General features: G+C 68.7%; 17 protein-coding genes and 4 tRNA genes. 4 read left to right on the top strand and 17 right to left on the bottom strand.

From position 1 onward, the window contains the following. Positions 1–70: 70 nt before the first annotated feature. The 13 genes from nusG to frr form a co-directional block, all read right to left on the bottom strand. The gene (nusG, locus tag ML539_RS11705; RefSeq protein WP_347710764.1) at positions 71–697 is read right to left on the bottom strand and encodes a transcription termination/antitermination protein NusG; all 627 of its coding nucleotides are present in this window, start codon (positions 695–697) and stop codon (positions 71–73) included. Positions 698–722: 25 nt separating this feature from the next. Then, positions 723–917 carry a preprotein translocase subunit SecE gene (gene secE / locus ML539_RS11700; protein WP_243324053.1) on the bottom strand — a complete coding sequence of 65 codons (195 nt, stop codon included), beginning with the start codon at positions 915–917 and terminating at the stop codon, positions 723–725. A 69-nt stretch (positions 918–986) separates the two neighbouring features. After that, positions 987–1062: transfer RNA gene (locus tag ML539_RS11695), tRNA-Trp, on the bottom strand. Positions 1063–1114: 52 nt separating this feature from the next. Continuing rightward, a complete protein-coding gene (gene rpmG / locus ML539_RS11690; protein ID WP_026853109.1) occupies positions 1115–1264 on the bottom strand; it encodes a 50S ribosomal protein L33 in 150 nt (49 codons plus the stop codon). Positions 1265–1296: 32 nt separating this feature from the next. Beyond that, positions 1297–2490: an elongation factor Tu gene (gene tuf / locus ML539_RS11685; RefSeq protein ID WP_243288287.1), complete on the bottom strand. Its 1194-nt coding sequence runs from the start codon at positions 2488–2490 to the stop codon at positions 1297–1299. Positions 2491–2544: 54 nt separating this feature from the next. Next, a tRNA-Thr gene (locus ML539_RS11680) sits at positions 2545–2619 on the bottom strand. A 67-nt stretch (positions 2620–2686) separates the two neighbouring features. Next, a tRNA-Gly gene (locus ML539_RS11675) sits at positions 2687–2762 on the bottom strand. A gap of 50 nt (positions 2763–2812) precedes the next feature. Then, a tRNA-Tyr gene (locus tag ML539_RS11670) sits at positions 2813–2899 on the bottom strand. A 179-nt stretch (positions 2900–3078) separates the two neighbouring features. After that, positions 3079–3801 (bottom strand): 23S rRNA (guanosine(2251)-2'-O)-methyltransferase RlmB, encoded by a 723-nt coding sequence (gene rlmB / locus ML539_RS11665; RefSeq protein ID WP_243324050.1) that lies wholly within the window; start codon positions 3799–3801, stop codon positions 3079–3081. A 23-nt stretch (positions 3802–3824) separates the two neighbouring features. Beyond that, positions 3825–5195, bottom strand: coding sequence for an outer membrane protein transport protein (locus ML539_RS11660; RefSeq protein WP_279341626.1), 1371 nt, complete (start codon positions 5193–5195; stop codon positions 3825–3827). Between the two features lie 125 nt (positions 5196–5320). Then, entirely contained in the window at positions 5321–5608 is a 288-nt protein-coding gene (locus ML539_RS11655) for a hypothetical protein (RefSeq protein WP_243324048.1), read from the bottom strand. Between the two features lie 9 nt (positions 5609–5617). Beyond that, positions 5618–6391: a TSUP family transporter gene (locus ML539_RS11650; RefSeq protein WP_243324045.1), complete on the bottom strand. Its 774-nt coding sequence runs from the start codon at positions 6389–6391 to the stop codon at positions 5618–5620. A gap of 65 nt (positions 6392–6456) precedes the next feature. Then, complete coding sequence (frr, locus tag ML539_RS11645; protein WP_243324042.1) at positions 6457–7029, bottom strand: ribosome recycling factor; 573 nt, start codon at positions 7027–7029, stop codon at positions 6457–6459. 89 nt (positions 7030–7118) lie between these two features. Between frr and ML539_RS11640 the strand changes: the two genes are divergently transcribed. Beyond that, positions 7119–8009, top strand: a complete 891-nt coding sequence (locus ML539_RS11640) for an alpha/beta fold hydrolase (protein WP_243324041.1) — start codon at positions 7119–7121, stop codon at positions 8007–8009. 27 nt (positions 8010–8036) lie between these two features. Here the strand turns inward: ML539_RS11640 and aceA are convergent, their stop codons facing one another. Beyond that, entirely contained in the window at positions 8037–9311 is a 1275-nt protein-coding gene (aceA, locus tag ML539_RS11635) for an isocitrate lyase (protein ID WP_243324040.1), read from the bottom strand. 153 nt (positions 9312–9464) lie between these two features. Here aceA and ML539_RS11630 point away from each other — a divergent pair, with 153 nt between their 5' ends. Beyond that, a complete protein-coding gene (locus tag ML539_RS11630; protein ID WP_243324039.1) occupies positions 9465–10907 on the top strand; it encodes a short-chain fatty acyl-CoA regulator family protein in 1443 nt (480 codons plus the stop codon). Here the strand turns inward: ML539_RS11630 and ML539_RS11625 are convergent, their stop codons facing one another. The 3 genes from ML539_RS11625 to purM all read right to left on the bottom strand — a co-directional run bounded on the left by ML539_RS11625 (position 10908) and on the right by purM (position 15011). Beyond that, positions 10908–11963 (bottom strand): acyltransferase, encoded by a 1056-nt coding sequence (locus tag ML539_RS11625; protein WP_243324038.1) that lies wholly within the window; start codon positions 11961–11963, stop codon positions 10908–10910. 96 nt (positions 11964–12059) lie between these two features. Beyond that, entirely contained in the window at positions 12060–13814 is a 1755-nt protein-coding gene (locus ML539_RS11620; protein WP_243324034.1) for an NAD-dependent malic enzyme, read from the bottom strand. 159 nt (positions 13815–13973) lie between these two features. Further along, a complete protein-coding gene (gene purM, locus ML539_RS11615) occupies positions 13974–15011 on the bottom strand; it encodes a phosphoribosylformylglycinamidine cyclo-ligase (RefSeq protein WP_243324032.1) in 1038 nt (345 codons plus the stop codon). A 268-nt stretch (positions 15012–15279) separates the two neighbouring features. Between purM and folE the strand changes: the two genes are divergently transcribed. Together folE and ML539_RS11605 are read left to right on the top strand one after the other, a co-directional pair. Next, positions 15280–15843 carry a GTP cyclohydrolase I gene (folE, locus tag ML539_RS11610; protein WP_243324031.1) on the top strand — a complete coding sequence of 188 codons (564 nt, stop codon included), beginning with the start codon at positions 15280–15282 and terminating at the stop codon, positions 15841–15843. Between the two features lie 86 nt (positions 15844–15929). Further along, a complete protein-coding gene (locus ML539_RS11605) occupies positions 15930–17876 on the top strand; it encodes a hypothetical protein (RefSeq protein WP_243324028.1) in 1947 nt (648 codons plus the stop codon). The last annotated feature ends 315 nt before the right edge of the window (positions 17877–18191 follow it).

The raw sequence follows: 18191 nt of genomic DNA, 5'->3' as shown, positions 1-18191 counted from the left end.
CGGTCCAGACGGACCGGGACGTAAAAGTCTACCTGAAGAACCTCGAAAAGTCCTCAGGAAATGGAGGATCCTACCTTTTCTCCACCTGGATGAAGTCCAGCTCCACCGGCGTGGACCGTCCGAAGACCGTGACCATGACCTTGATGGTGGAGCGCTCCTCGTGGACTTCCTCCACGTCGCCCTCGAAGTTGGCGAAGGGGCCATCGATGATGCGCACCTTCTCGCCGCGCTCGAAGTGGTACTTCGGCTTGGGCTTCTCCTGGGTTTCTTCCGTGTGGTGCATGATCTGGCGGACCTCCTCGTCCGTCAGGGGCGTGGGGCGCTTCTTGTTGGCGCCCACGAAGCTGGTCACCTTGGGCGTGTTCCGCACCAGGTGCCAGTCGGCGTCCGCCATCTCCACGGAGCCGTCGGGCTTGCGCTCCACCTGGATCTGCACGAGCAGGTAGCCGGGGAAGGACTTGCGCTTCTTGACGACGCGCTCCTTCTTGCCGGACTTGGCGTCGACCTTCATCTCCTCGTAGGTCTCCTCGGGGATCTGGATGTCCCCAAAGTTCGCATCGCGCTCTTCCATCTTGATGCGCTGGCGGAGATGCTCCATCACCTTGGCTTCGTAGCCCGAGTAGGTGTGGATGATGAACCACTTGAGTTCACGGCCCTGGATCTGGGCGGGAACCACCGTGTCCTGGGGAGTGCTCATGAGATCGGTCATGGCTGCCTCCGGCTCAGCGGGTCTTCAGGAAGAAGTAGGCGAAGCCCTTGGAGAAGACCCAGTCCGCCGCCCACAGATAGGCCCCGACGAACACCGAGATGATCACCACCGTGTAGGTGGAGGTCAGCACTTTCTCTTTGCTGGGCCAGTCCACCCGGTCGAGCTCTGCGAACAGATCCCTGGCCTGCTGTTTGATGGCACCAATCACGATGGACCCCGTGGAAAGGATTCGGTGAGAAAAACCTGGCCCCGGGCGGGTTCGCCGGGGCCGGGAAGGTGGCAGGGGAGACAGGGTTCGAACCCGCGACCTGCGGATTTGGAGTCCGCTGCTCTACCAGCTGAGCTACTCCCCTGTGGGACCGCCCGGCATCTGGTGAGCCGGGCGGGAACCCTCGGGACCGGAGCCTACTTGGCCTCTCGGTGGACCCGGTAACCACCACAGAACCGGCAGAACTTGTTGAATTCAAGCTTGCCCGTGGTGGTCTTCTTGTTCTTGGTGGTGCTGTAGTTCTTGCGCTTGCAGTCCTGGCACTGCAGGTGAACGATGTCGCGCATGGTGACCTCCTGAGTCGGAGGGCGGACTGGCCTTAGGCCAGGATCTCGCCCACGTTGCCGGCGCCCACCGTACGACCACCCTCACGGATGGCGAACTTCAGGCCCTTGTCCATGGCGATGGGCTGGATCAGCTCGACCGTCAGGGTGACGTTGTCGCCGGGCATCACCATTTCGCGGCCAGCCTCGAGCTCGATGGAGCCGGTCACGTCGGTGGTGCGGAAGTAGAACTGGGGACGGTACTTGTTGAAGAAGGGGGTGTGGCGGCCGCCCTCTTCCTTGGTCAGCACGTACACCTGGGCGTTGAACTTGGTGTGGGGAGTGATGCTGCCGGGCTTGGCGAGCACCTGGCCGCGCTCCACATCCTTGCGCTCCACGCCGCGGAGCAGGATGCCGGCGTTGTCGCCAGCCTGGCCCTGGTCCAGGGACTTGCGGAACATCTCGACGCCGGTGACGACCTTCTTGACGGTGTCCTTGAGGCCGACGATCTCGACTTCCTCGCCCACCCGCACGATGCCCTGCTCGATGCGGCCGGTCACCACGGTGCCGCGGCCGGTGATGGTGAACACGTCCTCGACGGGCATGATGAAGGGCTTGTCGATGGCGCGGACGGGATCGGGAATGTAGGCATCGACGGCAGCCATGAGCTCATGGATGCAGGCGCAGTCGGGGTGCTCGGGGGTGTCGGCGTGATCCAGGGCCAGGCGGGCGGAACCCTTGATGATGGGGATCTCGTCGCCGGGGAACTGGTAGGAGGACAGCAGGTCGCGGATCTCCATCTCCACCAGCTCGGCGAGCTCGGGGTCGGCGATGTCGATCTTGTTCATGAAGACCACGATGTAGGGCACGCCCACCTGACGGGCCAGCAGGATGTGCTCGCGGGTCTGGGGCATGGGGCCGTCAGTGGCGGCGACCACGAGGATGGCGCCGTCCATCTGGGCCGCGCCGGTGATCATGTTCTTCACGTAGTCGGCGTGACCGGGGCAGTCCACGTGGGCATAGTGGCGCTTCTCGGTCTGGTACTCGACGTGGGCGGTGTTGATCGTGATCCCGCGGGCCTTCTCTTCGGGCGCGGAGTCGATCTGGTCGTAGGACTTGGTCTCGCCACCGAACTTCTTGGCCAGCACGAACGTGATGGCGGCGGTCAGCGTCGTCTTGCCGTGGTCCACGTGGCCGATGGTGCCGATGTTGACGTGGGGCTTGGAACGATCGAATTTCTCTTTGGCCACGGATGCCTCCTGGAAGGTGGGAGAGAAGATGATGAAGGGAACATGTGCAAAGGGTGGAGCCCACAACCGGGCTTGAACCGGTGACCTCTTCCTTACCAAGGAAGTGCTCTACCGCTGAGCTATGTGGGCTTTGAACCTTCCCGCCGGAGCGGGGGGCCTTGCCGTCGGGCCGGGCGGGGCCGGCATGACGGGGAGGTGGAGCGGGAAACGGGGCTCGAACCCGCGACATTCAGCTTGGAAGGCTGACGCTCTACCAACTGAGCTATTCCCGCGGTGGAATCCCGAAAGCGGGATCCAGCGATCTGGATGGGATCCAGAGGACTGGTGCCGAGAGAAGGATTCGAACCTCCGTAACGCGATGCGTGGCAGATTTACAGTCTGCTGCCATTAACCACTCGGCCATCTCGGCATTGTGTCCAGCGCCCCTCCCGGGGCTTGTCAATGCTTCCGGGAAGCCCGGGAAGCCTCCCCTCGGAACCCCTACCGGGGCTCCGTGTCAGGGTCGCTGCGAGGCAGGGCTTTCCTGACAGGGAACCCCAACGCTATCACGCGCCCATGGGGGCCTCAAGCGAAAACTTCGGAGCGCGGCTATCCACGGCGCGCCAGCACGCGGAACAGCGTCACCGCCGCGGCGGCGGAGACGTTGAGGCTCTCGATGCCTCCCGGCATGGGGATGTGGAGGAGGATGTCGCAGCGCTCGCGGATCTTGAGGTGCAGCCCCTCGCCCTCGGCGCCCATCACCAGCACCGCGGCGCGATCGAAGGGCTCCTGCAGGTAGTCGCGGCTGCCGGGCCCCGCCGCCAGTCCGTAGATCCACGCCCCGGCCTCCTTCAGGCCGTCCAGGGCGCGGCCCAGGTTCACCACGCGGCACACGGGCACGCGGCCCGCCGTGCCCGCGCTGGCGCGCACCACCGTCTCGTTCACGGCCGCGGAGCGCCGTTCGGGCAGGATCACGCCGTCCACGGCGGCCGCAGCGGCTGAACGCAGGATGGCCCCCAGGTTGTGGGGGTCGGTGACGCCATCCAGCGCCAGCACCAGCGCGGCCGCGCCCTTGGCCCGGACACAGGAGGCGATCTCGTCGAAGTCGGCGTAGGCGAAGGGGCCGCCCTCGCCCAGCACCCCCTGGTGGCGCTGGCCCTGGCTGCGCCGATCCAGGCTCTCCATGGGTTCGCGGTGGATGACCACGCCCGCCGATCGGGCCTCCGCGATGAACCTGGCCAGCCGCCCGAAGGCCGCCGGGGCGATCCAGGCCGTGTGCAGTTCCCCGCGGGCCAGGGCCTCTTCGCAGGCGTGGGGGCCGAGGAAACGCATCTAGGGCTCCACCCGGGGCATGGTCAGAATGTCTTCCGGTACCCGATGGCCATGAGATGTCCCATGCCTTCGATCCGCTCGAGGGTGCCCGTGGAGCGGAAGCCGGAGGAGCTCCAGACGCCGTCCAGGCGCCGCGTGCTCAGGTCCTCGCTCTGGCGGAACTGGTAGCCGATGCTCAGCTCCCCGCCCCAGGCCTTGTAGCCAGCTCCCACGGAGAAGGCGGCGGTCCGGCCTCCGCCCAGCAAGGGCTCGATCATGGATTCCTCCACGGCGCGCTGATCGAGCGCGAGGCCGCCCCGCAAGGTCCAGAACTTGCCCAGCTCGACCTCGACCGAGGCGCTGAGACCGAAGTGGCCCTTGCCGCGGGGCAGCTCCGCCGGGGCCGTCACCATCCCCGAGGGGGTGGACACCTGGGCGAAATCGGGCACCCTCAGACCGGCGGCGGTCCAGCGCAGATCCGCCTCCCAGGTCACCATCGGGTGGGCGCGGTGCCGGAAGCCCACCGCCGTCTGGGAGGGCAGTTCCATCCTCCCGGAACCGCTGGCCACGGGCGTCGAAGCCGACAGGATGCCGGGGGAACGCAGTCCCGTGCCCAGGGGCGGAGCGCTCAGCCCGTCGTTGGCGTAGAGTCCCTGGCTGCCGCCCCGGTAGCCCGCGCTCATGTCGAGGTCGCCCTTCAGCCCGGACTGGTGGGTGACGCCCAGGGTCCAGCGCGGATTGATGGCCCAGCGGAACCCCAGCGAGTAGCTCGGAACCACCTTGTTCCCGCTCTGTTCCACCCGCTGCTCCACCACACCCTGGACCGTGTTCGTGCCCGAGACGGGCAAGGAGGGATCGAGGGGCACGCCGAAGCGCATGACACTGCTGGATTCGTAGCCAAGCCGAGCCACGCCGAGGCCCAGGCCGATGGACATGTTCGGATTGAGGGTCCAGGCGGCCTGGCCTTCCAGGCGGTGGGCGGACAGGTCGATGCCATCGCCGAGGAAGCGGCTGGGCGCATCGTCGCCGAACTTGCCGTGGCGCAGGTAGGGCTCATCGAGCTTGAGCCCGAGGGTCAGCTTGGGCGAGAGGCGCATGGACAGCCCGAAGGCCCCGATGGCGCGGTTGCGGTCGGAGGTGTACCAGGTCTTCTGGTTCGATTCGAGGCTCTCCTGGCTGGAGGCCAGCTCCATTCCGCCCGCCACGTAGAAACCTGTCTTCTCCTTCAGCGAAGCCAGGAGAGCCGGATTGGTGGAGGCCGCCTCCAGGCTGTAGCCGTAGGCCACCTGGGCCCCGCTGCGGGCGATGCCCACGGGATCCGCGGCCGGAAGGGCCAGGCTCTGGGCCGCCGCCGGCAGGGCGGCCGCGCCCAGCATCAGTCCTGCCTTGACCACTCCACGAACCGCCTGCGCCATATCGACCTGCCTCCGGGACACGCTTCTTGAATGGCCCGAACCCGGAAAGGGTTCAAGCCCAAGGCTCCAGGATCGCCAAAAGGGCCCGATTCACCAAGCGCATTCCCGAGCACACGCTTGGGGGCTCAGTGCTCGGACTCGCCCATGAAGCGCACCAGGAGCCGGTCCACCAGCTCCCAGACTTCCAGGAGGGCCGCGAGACACATCACCAGGCCGAGGCCCAGGGCCACGGCCCGTCCCCAGGGTCCCACGAGGGCCCGGCAGAGGTCCGGCCAGTGCCAAAGGAACGGAGGCACCTTCAGGCGCCCGTAGAAGGCCAGCGAGGAAAGCAGCATCCCGCCCCACAGCAGGTAGAAGAATCTCAAGGTTCGGATGAGGACGTCCCAGGGGAAGGGACGGGAACGGGAGGGCATCGGCCTAATCTACCCGCGGAACACCTGCCAACCCAAGCGCAGAATGAGGGCGCCCACCACGCCGATGAAGACGCCCCGCACCCAGCCGCTGCCCTTGTTGAGGGCCACGTGGGCGCCCAGGTAGCCGCCCACGCCGTTCGCCGCCGCCATGCCCAGGGCCACCGAGGGGATCCAGCTCCCCTGCCAGACGAAGAGGCCCATGGAGGTGATGTTCGAGGCCCAGTTCACGGCCTTGGCCAGGGCCGAGGACCGCAGGAAGTCGAACCCCAGGACCGCCACGAAGAGGAAGATCAGCACCGAACCCGTGCCCGGCCCGAAGAATCCGTCGTAGAAGCCCAGCCCCAGGGCGATGAGGGCCGCCAGGCCTCGCTGGTGGCGTAGGCCGTACCGGGGCGCGTGCAGGTGGCCCAGGTCCGGCTTCAGCAGGGTGAAGGCCAGCATGGCCACCAGCAGGCCCAGCATCACGGGCTTCAGGAAGTCCGCATGCACCCGGTAGGTGAGCCACACGCCCCCGGAGGCGCCCAGCGCCGAGGCCAGCACCGGCACCACCATCTCCCGCCCGGCCAGGGCCCCGGAGCGCAGGAACTTGCCCGCCGCCATGGTCGTGCCCGTCACCGCCACCACCTTGTTGGTTCCAAGCAGCGTGGGCAGCGGCGTGCCCGCGGGCAGGCCGAGCATGAGGGCCGGCACGGTGATGAGCCCGCCCCCGCCCACCACCGCGTCGATGAAGCCCGCCAGCAGGGCGGCGAGCATGAGGAGGGCTAAGGTGGGGAGGTTCGGCATCGTCGACGAATCCACAAAAGGCCGCGGCCCCGAAGGGCCGCGGCGCCTGCTGACAGCCTATCGCCTCAAACCTTGAGAATCTCGGCTTCCTTGTGCTTCAGGGCTTCCTCGATCTCCTTGGTGTGGAGGTCGGTGAGCTTCTGGATGTCGTCCAGGGCCTTCTTGGCGGCGTCCTCGGAGATGTGGCCCTCCTTGGCCTTCTCCAGCTTCTTCACGTCCTCGTTGGCATCGCGGCGGATGTTGCGCACGCCGGTCTTGATCTCCTCGCCCAGGCGGTGGAGGACCTTCACCAGCTCCTTGCGCCGCTCTTCCGTGAGCATGGGGATGGGGAGGCGGATCACCTGGCCATCGTTGGAGGGGTTGATGCCCAGGTCGGACTTGAGGATGGCCGTCTCCACGGCCTTGATGGCGCTCTTGTCGAAGGGGGTCACCACCAGCATGCCGGACTCCGGCACCGTGATGGATCCCATCTGGTTCAAGGGCACCATGGAGCCGTAGTAATCCACATGCACGTTGTCCAGCAGGCTGGCGTTGGCCCGGCCGGTGCGGATGGTGGCCATCTCCTTCTTCAGGGCCTCCACGGACGCATGCATGCGGCGCTTGGTTTCCTGCAGGATCGCATCGGGGGTCTGGGACATGGGCACCTCGAAAGAGCGGAAGCTTTCTTTTATACCTCAGAGACCCAGGAACTTGGCGTGCTAGAGTGGGGCACTTTCACGAGGTCCCCATGCGCACACCCCGCCTGCTGGCTCCTCTCGCGGCCCTGATCCTGGCCGCACCGCTGGCTTCCCCGTTGGCCGCCGCCTCCACGGAGATGGCCCTCACCAGCTCGGACGGCTTCGCCCTCAAGGGCACGCTGACCCTGCCGGACGCCAAGCCCAAGGCCAAGGTCCCCGTGGTGATCCTCGCCCACCAGTTCCACTCGGACCGGGCGGGCTGGGCGCCCCTCACCGAAAAGCTCCTGGCGCGGGGCATCGGCGTGCTGGCCCTGGACCTCCGCGGCCACGGCGAGAGCGCCATGAAGGACGGGACCGAGACCCGGGTCAGCCCCGACTTCACGGCCTCGGCCAAGGCCGTGGGCTTTGACAAGATCCCCGCCGACCTGGCCCAGGCCGCCGTCTGGCTCCGCAAGCAGCCGGGCGTGGATGGCCGCCGCATCGGCCTGGCCGGCTCCAGCGTGGGCGCCTTCGCGGTGCTCCTGGCCGCCCCGGAAGTGAAGCCCCTGGCCGTCCTCAGCCTCAGCCCGGCCGGCACCGCCGCCTTCGGGGACAGCGCCCGGGACCGCCTGAAGGGCGCCGTGCTCCGCAGCCGGCCCTCCATCCTGGTGCTGGCGTCCATGGAGGACAAGGACGCCGCCGAGAATGCCCAGGTCGTGAAGGATCTGCCCGGCGTGGCCGTGGACCTGAAGGAGGGCAAGGACCACGGGTTCGCCTACTTCAAGGACTGCTCGGACCTCATGGCTGTCTACTTCGGCGAATACCTCACCTACCACCACACGGGGAAGAGATACGCGGCCGTCTCCGCCCCGGCCCGGGCCGAGGCCGCCGTTCCCGCCTCGCCCGAGGGCATGACCGGCGGCCCGACCGCCGAGGAAAAGAAAGCGGACGCCCCGAAGTAGGGCGTCCGCTCCAGATCCGACCGGGGCCTAGTGGAACTGCTGGGCCTCGGTTGAACCCACCAGGGCCAGGGTGGAGGCCAGGCCGCCGCTCACGGCCTGGGCCACCTCGTCGAAGTAGCCGGTGCCCACCTCGCGCTGGTGCTTGGTGGCCGTGTAGCCGCGATCCTCGGCGGCGAACTCGGCCTCCTGCAGCCGCGCGTAGGCGGTCATGTGCTCGGTGCGGTAGGCGCTGGCCAGCTCGAACATCCCGTGGTTGAGGCTGTGGAAGCCCGCCAGGGTGATGAACTGGAACTTGTAGCCCATGGCGTTCAACTCGCGCTGGAAGGTGGCGATCTCCTCGTCCGAGAGCTTCTTCTTCCAGTTGAAGGAGGGTGAGCAATTGTAGGCCAGCAGCTTGCCGGGGAACGCGGCGTGGACGCCCTCGGCGAATTCACGGGCCTCCTTGAGGTCCGGCGTGGAGGTCTCGCACCAGATGAGATCCGCGTAGGGGGCGTAGGCCTTGGCGCGGGCGATGGCCATCTGGACGCCGCCGGTGATGCGGTGGAAGCCCTCAGGCGTGCGCTCCCCCGTGAGGAAGGGCCGGTCGCGTTCGTCGATGTCGGAGGTGATGAGGCGGGCCGAGTCCGCGTCCGTGCGGGCGATGATGAGGGTGGGCACGTCCATGACGTCCGCCGCCAGGCGGGCCGCCACCAGGGTGCGGATGAAGTGGCCCGTGGGGATGAGCACCTTGCCGCCGAGGTGGCCGCACTTCTTCTCGCTGGAGAGCTGGTCCTCGAAGTGGACGCCGGAGGCGCCGGCCTCGATCATGCCCTTCATCAGCTCGTAGGCGTTGAGGGGGCCGCCGAAGCCGGCCTCGGCGTCCGCCACGATGGGCAGGAACCAGTCGCGGCTCACGCCGCCCTCGCCATGCTCGACCTGGTCGGCCCGCTGGAGGGCCCCATTGAGGCGCTTCACCAGGGCAGGCACCGAGTTGGCGGGGTAGAGGCTCTGGTCCGGGTAGGTCTGGCCCGAGAGGTTGGCGTCTGCCGCCACCTGCCAGCCGGAGCAGTAGATGGCCTTGAGGCCGGCCTTGGCCATCTGGACCGCCTGGCCGCCGCTGAGGGCGCCCAGGGCCCGGGTGGGCTCCTCGTTCTGGAGCAGCTTCCAGAGCTTGCGGGCCCCGAGCTTGGCCAGGGTGTGCTCGATGCGGAGGCTGCCGCGGAGCTTCTTCACCGTCTCGGCGCTGTAGGGCCGGGTGATGCCTTCCCAACGATGGGCCTGGAGGTCGTCCTCGATGGGGGGGATGGGGAACTTGGGGGTCATGGGGCACCTCGGATGGGAGTTGGGGGTGGCGTAGTGTCAAAGATTGACCTATTCTTTCGTGAGTCAACCAACGGCTGATTTGACAGGGGTTGAACTGAAAATTTCAGTCAATTCTTTCCATTGATTTTGTAAATTGATGTAAATGAGGTCCCCATGCCCTCCGCCGCCCCCACCAAGCCCGCCGCGCGCCTCGGCGCCAAGATCCGTCTCCTCCGCCGCCAGGAGGGCCTGAGCCAGGTCCAGCTCGCCGAGGCCCTGGGGATCAGCCCGAGCTACCTGAACCTCATCGAGGGCAACAAGCGGCCCCTCACGGCTCCCCTGCTCATCCGGCTGGCCCAACAGTTCCATCTGGACCTCCGCGCCCTGGCGCCGGACGAGGACCAGCGCCTGTCGGACGACCTCATGGAGGCTTTCGGCGATCCCCTGTTCGAATCGCTGGGGCTCCAGGCCCAGGACGTGCGGGAGCTGGTGCAGAACAGCCCCACCCTGGCCCGGGGGGTCTTCGAGCTGTACCGGGCCTACCAGCACAGCCAGGACAGCCTGGACACGCTGGCGGACAAGCTCAGCGACGGCCAGGGCTTCGACCCCGAGGCCACGCGCCTGCCCTCCGAGGAGGTGGGCGACTTCCTCCAGCAGGCCATGAACCACTTTCCCGAGCTGGAGTCGGCGGCGGAGGAGCTCTGTGCCAGCGCCGGCCTGGACGCGGACCAGCCCTACCCCGCCCTGGCGGCGGCCTTCGAGGCCCGGAACGTCCAGATCCGCATCCACCGTGTGTCCGAGGGACCGGGCCTGCTGCGCCGCTTCGACCCCGAGCGCCGCATCCTCAGCCTCTCGGAACTGCTGCCCCAGCGGAGCCGCACCTTCCAGCTCGCCCACCAGCTGGCCCTGCTGGACCATGGCGACCTGCTGGACCGCCTGGCGGACCATCCCCTGCTGCGCACGAACGCCTCCAGGGCCCTGGCCCGGGTGGCCCTGGCCAACTACTTCGCCGGGGCCGTGCTCATGCCTTATGAGCGGTTCCTGCGGGCGGCCAAGGCCGAGCGGTACGACATCGACATCCTCGCCCGGCGCTTCCAGGCCAGCTTCGAGCAGGTCTGCCACCGCCTCACGACGCTGCGTCGGCCCGGCGCCGAAGGCGTGCCCTTCCACTTCCTGCGCATCGACATCGCCGGGAACATCTCCAAGAGCTTCTCGGCCTCGGGCATCCGCTTCGCGCGGTTCTCCGGCGCCTGCCCCCGCTGGAATGCCCACGCCGCCTTCCTCACCCCGGGCCTCATCCGCACCCAGCTCAGCGAGATGCCGGATGGCCGCAAGTACTTCTGCATCGCCCGCACCATCCAGAAGGACACCGGCGGCTACCGGGGCCAGCACGCCATGCAGGCCCTGGGCCTGGGCTGCGAGATGGGCCACGCCAAGGAGCTGATCTACGCCGACGGCCTGCGCCTGGACCAGCCCCCGGTGCCCATCGGCGTCACCTGCCGCCTCTGCGAGCGCACCGACTGCGAGCAGCGCGCCTTCCCGCCCCTGCAGCAGGCCTTCAAGGTGGAGGAGAACCTGCGCCGCACCAGCTTCTACGCGCGGATCGGCGGGAACTGATCAGGCCTTCGCGCCCCGCCCCAGCTTGCCCATCGGCTCTTCGATCCACCGATGCACAGCCCAGGCGGCCACGAGCGCCAGGCCCAGGGACAGGCCAAAGCCGGCCCGTCCGGCCAGGTGCGGCGCCACCAGCTTCATGGCGAAGGGGTGCAGGAGGTAGAGGCCGTAGCTCCAGGCGCCCAGGCGCCCGAGCTGGTTCCCGAACCAGCCGGGTTCGCCATCCCGGGTGAAGGCCGCCAGGGCCACCAGGCCCGTCACCACCAGCAGGTAGCGGTAGCGGAGCCAGCCCGTGAGGGCCACCAGGTGGTCGAAGAACTGGGGCGTGGGCTTCACCAGGATCCACACCAGCGGGATGGCCAGCAGGAGGGCCCAGCGCGGATCCAGCCGCCGCTCCGTGGTCTCGTGGAGCCCCGCCAGCAGGGCGCCCCAGGCCAGGAGGAAGAGCTGGTTCGGGGCCAGCACGTAGGTGTGGAAGCGGTTCCACTGGGGCTGTTCCATCACGCCGTGCAGGGTCGAGGGCAGGCTCCAGGCCCAGAGGCCGAGGGCCAGGACTGCCAGGAACCAGAGTCCCCCCTTCTCCCGCAGCCAGGCCAGGGCCGGGAAGGCGAAGTAGAGCAGCGCCACCAGCCCCACGTACCAACCGCCGGTCACCAGCGCATGGTTGGGGTGGATGGCGCCGAAGGTCAGCGTGAGGTTCTCGAGGAGGAAGCGCCCGGAGACCTCGGGCCCCATGCCCAGGCGGAAGGCCACGTTCAGGGCGAAGGCCAGGTAGAAGACCGGCGCCAGCCGCAGGAAGCGCCGGAGGTAGAAGCGCCCCGGCCCCTCCTTCCGGACGCGGCGCCAGGGCGTGGTGCGGAACAGCACGAAGCCGCTCAGCACGAAGAAGGCCGACACGCTGTAGTTCCCCAGGCGCGCCATGGCGATGTTCGCGCCGCCGCCCGACTGCGAGATGTTGAACCACACGCCCAGGTGGTAGACGGCGACGCACAGGGCCAGGAGGCCCCGCAGAGGGTCCAGCAGGCCCAGTCGGGCGGGGGGGGCGGAACGGGCTTCCACGGATGCGCTGGTCAGAACCGTCCTCCCGGGTCAGGGGCCAGTGGACCACCGATGGCCCGCCTTGGCCACCGTCCGGTTGGACCGATCGGCTTGCCTTCAGGCCAGGGTGGCCTCCTGGTGCCGCTCGTAGGCAGGTTCCGGCGCAGGGTCGGCCGGCAGGTAGCAGGGGTTCCACATGGCCGCCGCGACGGCGCCGGGGATGTCCTCATCCGCCAGGGGACGGGCCGCCACGCCCATCTCCCGGGCCTCCCGCACCACGGCCGCGGCCACGCGGGCCGTGACCTCGCGGATCCGCCCGGCGGAGGGGAAGAGGCTCCCCACAGACAGGTCCTCGGGCCGGACCTCGTCGGCCAGCTGCCGGGCGGCGGCGGCGAACATCCCGTCCGTGACCTCGCAGGCCTCGGCCACCAGCACGCCCAGGCCCACGCCCGGGAAGATGAAGACGTTGTTGCTCTGCCCGATGCGGTATTCCCGGCCCTCGTAGGCCACCGGATCGAAGGGGCTGCCCGTGGCCACCAGGGCCCGGCCCTCGGTCCAGGCGAGGACATCCCTGGGCTTGGCCTCCGCCTTGCTGGTGGGGTTGGACATGGGCAGCACCACGGGCCGCTCCACCTGGGCCGCCATGGCGCGGATGGCCTCCTCCGTGAAGGCCCCGGCAGTGCCGGAGGTGCCGATGAGCATGGTGGGCTTGAAGGCCTTCACCACGGAGAGGAGGTCGCGCTTCTGCCCGCGCCCCAGGCCCATGCGCTCGGCCAGGGCCACCGGCCAGGCGAAGTCCCGCTGCAGCGGGTCCAGGCTGGGATCGTCCTCCACCAGGAGCCCCTGCACGTCGAGGTTGGCCATGGCCAGGACGAGATCCTCCCCTTCCAGGCCCTCCCGCCTCAGCGTGGAGCGCACCAGGCGGGAGATGCCGATGCCCGCCGCGCCCGATCCCAGGAAGACGATCCGCTGCCGCCGAAGGGGCGTGCCCGTGGCCCGGGCCCCCGCCAGCAGGGCCGCGACGCCCACCGCCGCTGTGCCCTGGATGTCGTCGTTGAAGCTGGTGAGCACCTTCCGGTAGCGGTCCAGCAGATGGAAGGCGTTGAACTTCTTGAAGTCCTCCCACTGCAGCAGGGCCTTGGGAAAGACCCGGCGGACCGCCTGAACGAACTCGTCCACCAGGGCATCGTACTCCGGGCCCCGCAGGCGGCGGGAGCGCCAGCCGAGGTAGAACTCGTCCTCCAGCAGGTCCAGGTTGTCCGTGCCCACGTCCAGGCTCACGGGCAGGGTCTGCCAGGGCGGGATGCCCGCGGCGGCGGTGTAGAGGGCCAGCTTGCCGATGGGGATGCCCATGCCGCCGGCGCCCTGGTCCCCCAGGCCCAGGATGCGCTCGTTGTCCGTCACCACGATGAGGCGGATGTCGTCGAAGAGGGCGTTTTCCAGCACCCGCGCGATGTGGCCCCGGTGCTCCGGGGTGATCCACAGGCCGCGGGCCCGGCGGAAGATGTGGCTGAACTCCTGGCAGGCCCGTCCCACGGTGGGGGTGTAGACGATCGGGAGGAACTCCTCGATGTGATCGATGAGCACCCGGTAGAACAGGTGCTCATTGCGGTCCTGGAGGGCCGCTAGGCCGATGTACTTCTCCAGCGGGTCCTGTTTGCGCTGGATGCTGGCGTACACCCGCCGGGCCTGCTGCTCCATGCTGGTCACCGCGTGGGGCAGCAGGCCATCCAGGCCCAGGACCAGCCGCTCTTCCTGGGTGAAGGCCGTCCCCTTGGTGTACATGGGGTTGCGCAGGAGTCGGACGCCCCGGAAAGGCACGGCCAGGCGCTGCTTGCCGCTGGGTTCGCATTCCACACCGAAGCGTTCCATGGGACCTCCTCCGCCGGGGCAGGGACTCCTCCATGGCAGGGGCCATGAAGGCGGTCCGCCCCCTCGGAGAGCCTTCCCGCGGGCAGGGGGAGGCGGCCGGAAACCCGGGCAACGCCCCAATATGCGTTCCCGATTCCGGCCCGGCCAGCAATTGATGATCTAGCGGTAGCGAACGGTCCCCACGCCCTTCACCAGCCGCCCCAGCACCCAGGCGGGCTCCTCAGCCTCGTGCAGGCGGGCCAGCACGTCGCCGGCCAGCTCGGGCTTCACCACCAGCACCATGCCCACGCCCAGGTTCAGGGCCTGGCGGGCGTCGTCGATGCCCAGGCCTCCCTTCTCCATGAGGAAGCGGAACAGGGCCGGGATCTCCCAGGTGGCGGTGTCGATCTCCGCATCCAGGGTCTTGGGCAGCACGCGGGGGATGTTGTCGGTGAGCCCGCCGCCGGTGATGTGCGCCATGGCCACCAGCTGGTGGGCCTTCACCAGGGGCATGACCGGCGTCAGGTAGCTGCGGTGGATGGCCAGGAGGGCGTCGGCCACGGTGCGGTCCGTCCCGGGCACCTTGTCGTTCACATCGAGCTTCTCCAGCTCGAAGCAGACCTTGCGGGCGAGTGAATAGCCGTTGGTGTGGAGGCCGCTGGAGGGCAGGCCGATGAGCACGTCGCCTTCGGCCATGGCGTCGAGGCGCGGCAGCAGGTCGGCCTCATCGACCACGCCCACGATGGTGCCGGCCACATCCACCTCGCCTTCGGCGTAGACGCCGGGCATCTCCGCCAGCTCGCCGCCGATCAGCGCCGAACCCGCCTCCTTGCAGGCCGTGGCCATGCCCTTGACGATCTGCTCGATGACCTCGGGCTCCAGCTGCTGGGCGGCGATGTAGTCCAGGAAGAAGAGGGGCCGCGCGCCCTGCACCAGGATGTCGTTGATGCAGTGGTTCACCAGATCCTGGCCCACCGTGTCCCAGATGCCGGCCCGGCGGGCCACCTTCATCTTGGTGCCCACGCCATCCATGCTGCTGACGAGGATGGGCTTGGCCTCGGAGAACCGGGCGTCGTACAGACCGCCGAACAGGCCGATGTCGCTGCGGACGCCGGGGGTCTTGGTGGCCTTCACCAGGGGCTTGATGCGCTTCAGGGCCTCGTCCTGGCGGTTGATGTCCACGCCGCTGGACGCGTAGCTGACCTTGGCTTCGCTCATGACCTCTCCCGAATCCGCCATTGTCCCACAAGGCGGGCGGCCTGCCACCGGCCGGCCTCGCGGGGCGCGGTGGAACGCACCCTGCGAGGCGAAAGGCCTCAGCTCAGCAGCAGCCAGGCCAGGAGGGCCGCCACGACCCAGGCGGCCAGGATGCGCGGCGCGCGGTGAGGATCGAGTGCGTGGGCGCGGAGCATGGCGGCCCTCCATCCCCTTGGATGCATCAACCGCGCCGGAAACCACCCGTCAACCGGCGTAGACTGGCCGCACCATGGCCGACGCCCCCTTCCCCCCCTTCGACCGCGCCGCCTCCGAGGCCGCCGTCCGCGCCCTGCTGAAGGGCCTGGGGCAGGATCCGGACGCGCCGGAGCTGCGGGACACCCCGGCCCGGGTGGCCGAGTTCTGGGCCGAGCGCCTGGCGGGCTACGGCGTGGACCTGGCCGCGGAGCTGAGGCCCCTGCCCGGCGACCTCGCCCCCGTGCCCGTCATCCTGGAGCGCATCCCCTTCGTGAGCACCTGCGAGCACCACCTGGCCCCGTTCGAGGGCCACGCCACCATCGGCTACCTGCCGGGAGAGGGCGGCACCGTGGGCCTCTCCAAGCTCGTGCGCGTGGTGCAGGCCTACGCCGGGCGCCTGCAGGTGCAGGAGCGCATGGCCCGGCAGATCGCCGACGCCCTCCAGACCCACCTCCGCCCCGCCGCCTGGGGCGTGGACCTGGTGGCCGTCCACACCTGCATGGCCCACCGCGGCGTCCGCACCCCCGGCGTCCCCGTCCGCACCACCCTCCTGGGCGGCGCCTGGGAAACCGATCCCCCCCGACCGTTCAGGGGCTGATCCGCCACCGTTCGGCGGAAGCCAGCGGAGATGATCCGGGGCCTGGGTATGCTGGGTCCGCTGTTCCCGGACCCACGGAGATTCCCATGGCGCGCGCCCTCGGCCTCGGCTTGGCCTTCTGTCTGATGCTGCTCGGCTGCGGCGGGGGCGGGGGCAGCTCGGCGCCCCCCGCCCCCATCCAGCTCCAGGCCGCCTACGACCCCGCACAAACCCAGGTCAAGCTCACCTGGACCCAGGCCTCGGGCAACATCGACGGCTACAACCTGGAGGCCAGGGTCAATTCGGGGTCCTACACCCTGATCAACCCGAGCCCCATCTTCAGCGGCGTCACGTCGGCGATCCTGACCTTCACAGCGACACCCCCGGAGCTGGCGACCTTCGACTTCCGGATCTGCACCGTCACGAAGGGCGTCAACGGGCCGTACTCCAATGTCGCGGGAATCAAGACCCCCCTGCTCCCTCCGACCTATGTGGCGGCCTCGTACTCTGTACCGGATGGAGGAATCCTCGTCACCTGGGAGACGCTCTCCCTGCTTACGGACCGCTATGTCCTGGAGCGCGCACCCTGCGACGCCGCTGGCGCTCCGACCGGAGCCTGGGCCAACCTCCCTTTGCCGAACCCCGCCGCCACCACCTTCGTGGACAAGGCCGTGGCCGAAACCCAGGGCTACCTGTACCGAGTCACCGCCTGGTCGGGAACCACCGCCAGCACGACGCGGGGGCCGAGCCAGCGGGCGGTCACCCCGCCCCTGGCGCCGACCGCCTTCGCGGCCCAGCCCCTCTCTGGTGCGGTGGGCCTCACCTGGGTGAACCAGAGCCAGACCGCCACCCAGATCCAGATCACTCGGGTAGCCTCCGGCGGCTACGGGCCCACGGTCCTCCTTGCCACCCTTCCCGGCACCGAGACCTCGTTCCAGGATGCCGACGTACCCCTCGGCTACTATCAGTACGCCCTCAGCGTCTCCGACGGCCAGAGCACCACCAAGGGCCCCACCCTCTATGCCGCCCCCGCCAATCCACCGGGTGCCCCCAGCCTGACGGCGACCCCCCAGGTGGCCGGTCCCTCCGTTGGAGCCTTCGCCCTCTCCCCAGAGGGGCTCTGGGCCTTCGCCACGGGTTCCCCCTTCACGATCCTTCCCGCCCCCTGGGGCACCTGGCCTGCCTGGACGCAGCCCACCTCGTATGGCTATGGCGGTCCGAGGGACCCCCTGGTGCTGGATGCCCAATCCCGGCCCCACACCCTCTACACCGACTCGACCTCCTCCATGACGGTCCTGAGCCATGCCTGGTTCGACGGCAGCGCCTGGGTCTCCGAAGTGATCGCCCAGGCCCCTTCGACCGACACCCTCTCCTTCGCCGACACCCTCTGGCTGGATCAGAGCGGCAGCCCCCAGACCCTCCTCTCCACCGCGACAGGCGTCCGGTACACCCGCAAGGTGGGCGGGGTCTGGATTCAGGAAGACATCGACCCTTCGAATACCCTCCCCGGGAACTGGCGCCTGTTCCTTGACCGTTCCGACGTCCCCCACGTGCTGCTCACCTCCTCGATCGACAGCCGGGAATACAGCCGGAATGCGGACGGCACCTGGACCCGCCAGATCCTGCCGAACACGCTGAGCTCGTTCGTCGGCTTCCACTTCGAGAGCGGCCTGTGGACCGACTCGAACACGGCCTGTGTCTTCTACAAGATCCCCGATGCGGGCAACCCCGTGAACGACGCCTTCTGGGCCATGCAAAAGGTGAACGGCCTCTGGCAGCCGCCAGTCCTCCTGAAGTCGTTCCCCTCGACCGGCATCTCCGACTGGCCCTCGGCCGCCCTCTCCCCGGACGGCAAGCGGGTCGCGGCGGTCTTCGCCCAGAAGAACGGGCTGTTCCTCTTCACCCTGACCGCCCAGGTCTGGACCGAGAGCCTCCTGCCGGTCCCCTCCGTCGACACCCCCACCTACAGGGTCGCCTTCGATGGCGGGAACCGCCTGCACATCCTGGTGAAGCCGTCGTCCCTCGCCACGGACCTGGTGGATTTCCACGAATGAGGGCTCAGCCCCCATCGCCGACGCATTCCAGATCGACCTCCGCCGACCACCCGGGGGTACTCGGCACGTGGCCGTCCGAACACTCGTGAGCCACCGCAGCTTGAAGCCTCCCGGCGTATCCGTGCGAAATGCCTGCCCGGGGGCGGAAGTTGGAGGGCCGACCCGCCCGCACCGTTCAGGGGCCGAATCGGACCGTTCGACCGGTCGATCAGCAGCTGACTTACGGAACAGCTATGCTGGCCCGGCATCCCCCGAGAGGCTCATGCTTCGCGTTCTCGAATCCGACCTTCAGGCCCAGGCGGACCTTAGGCTTTG

This window comes from Geothrix sp. SG200 (assembly GCF_022808935.1).
GTDB lineage: Bacteria > Acidobacteriota > Holophagae > Holophagales > Holophagaceae > Geothrix > Geothrix alkalitolerans.
Note: the sequence above shows the minus strand (reverse complement) of the source record. Positions and strands in the feature narration are given on the sequence as shown.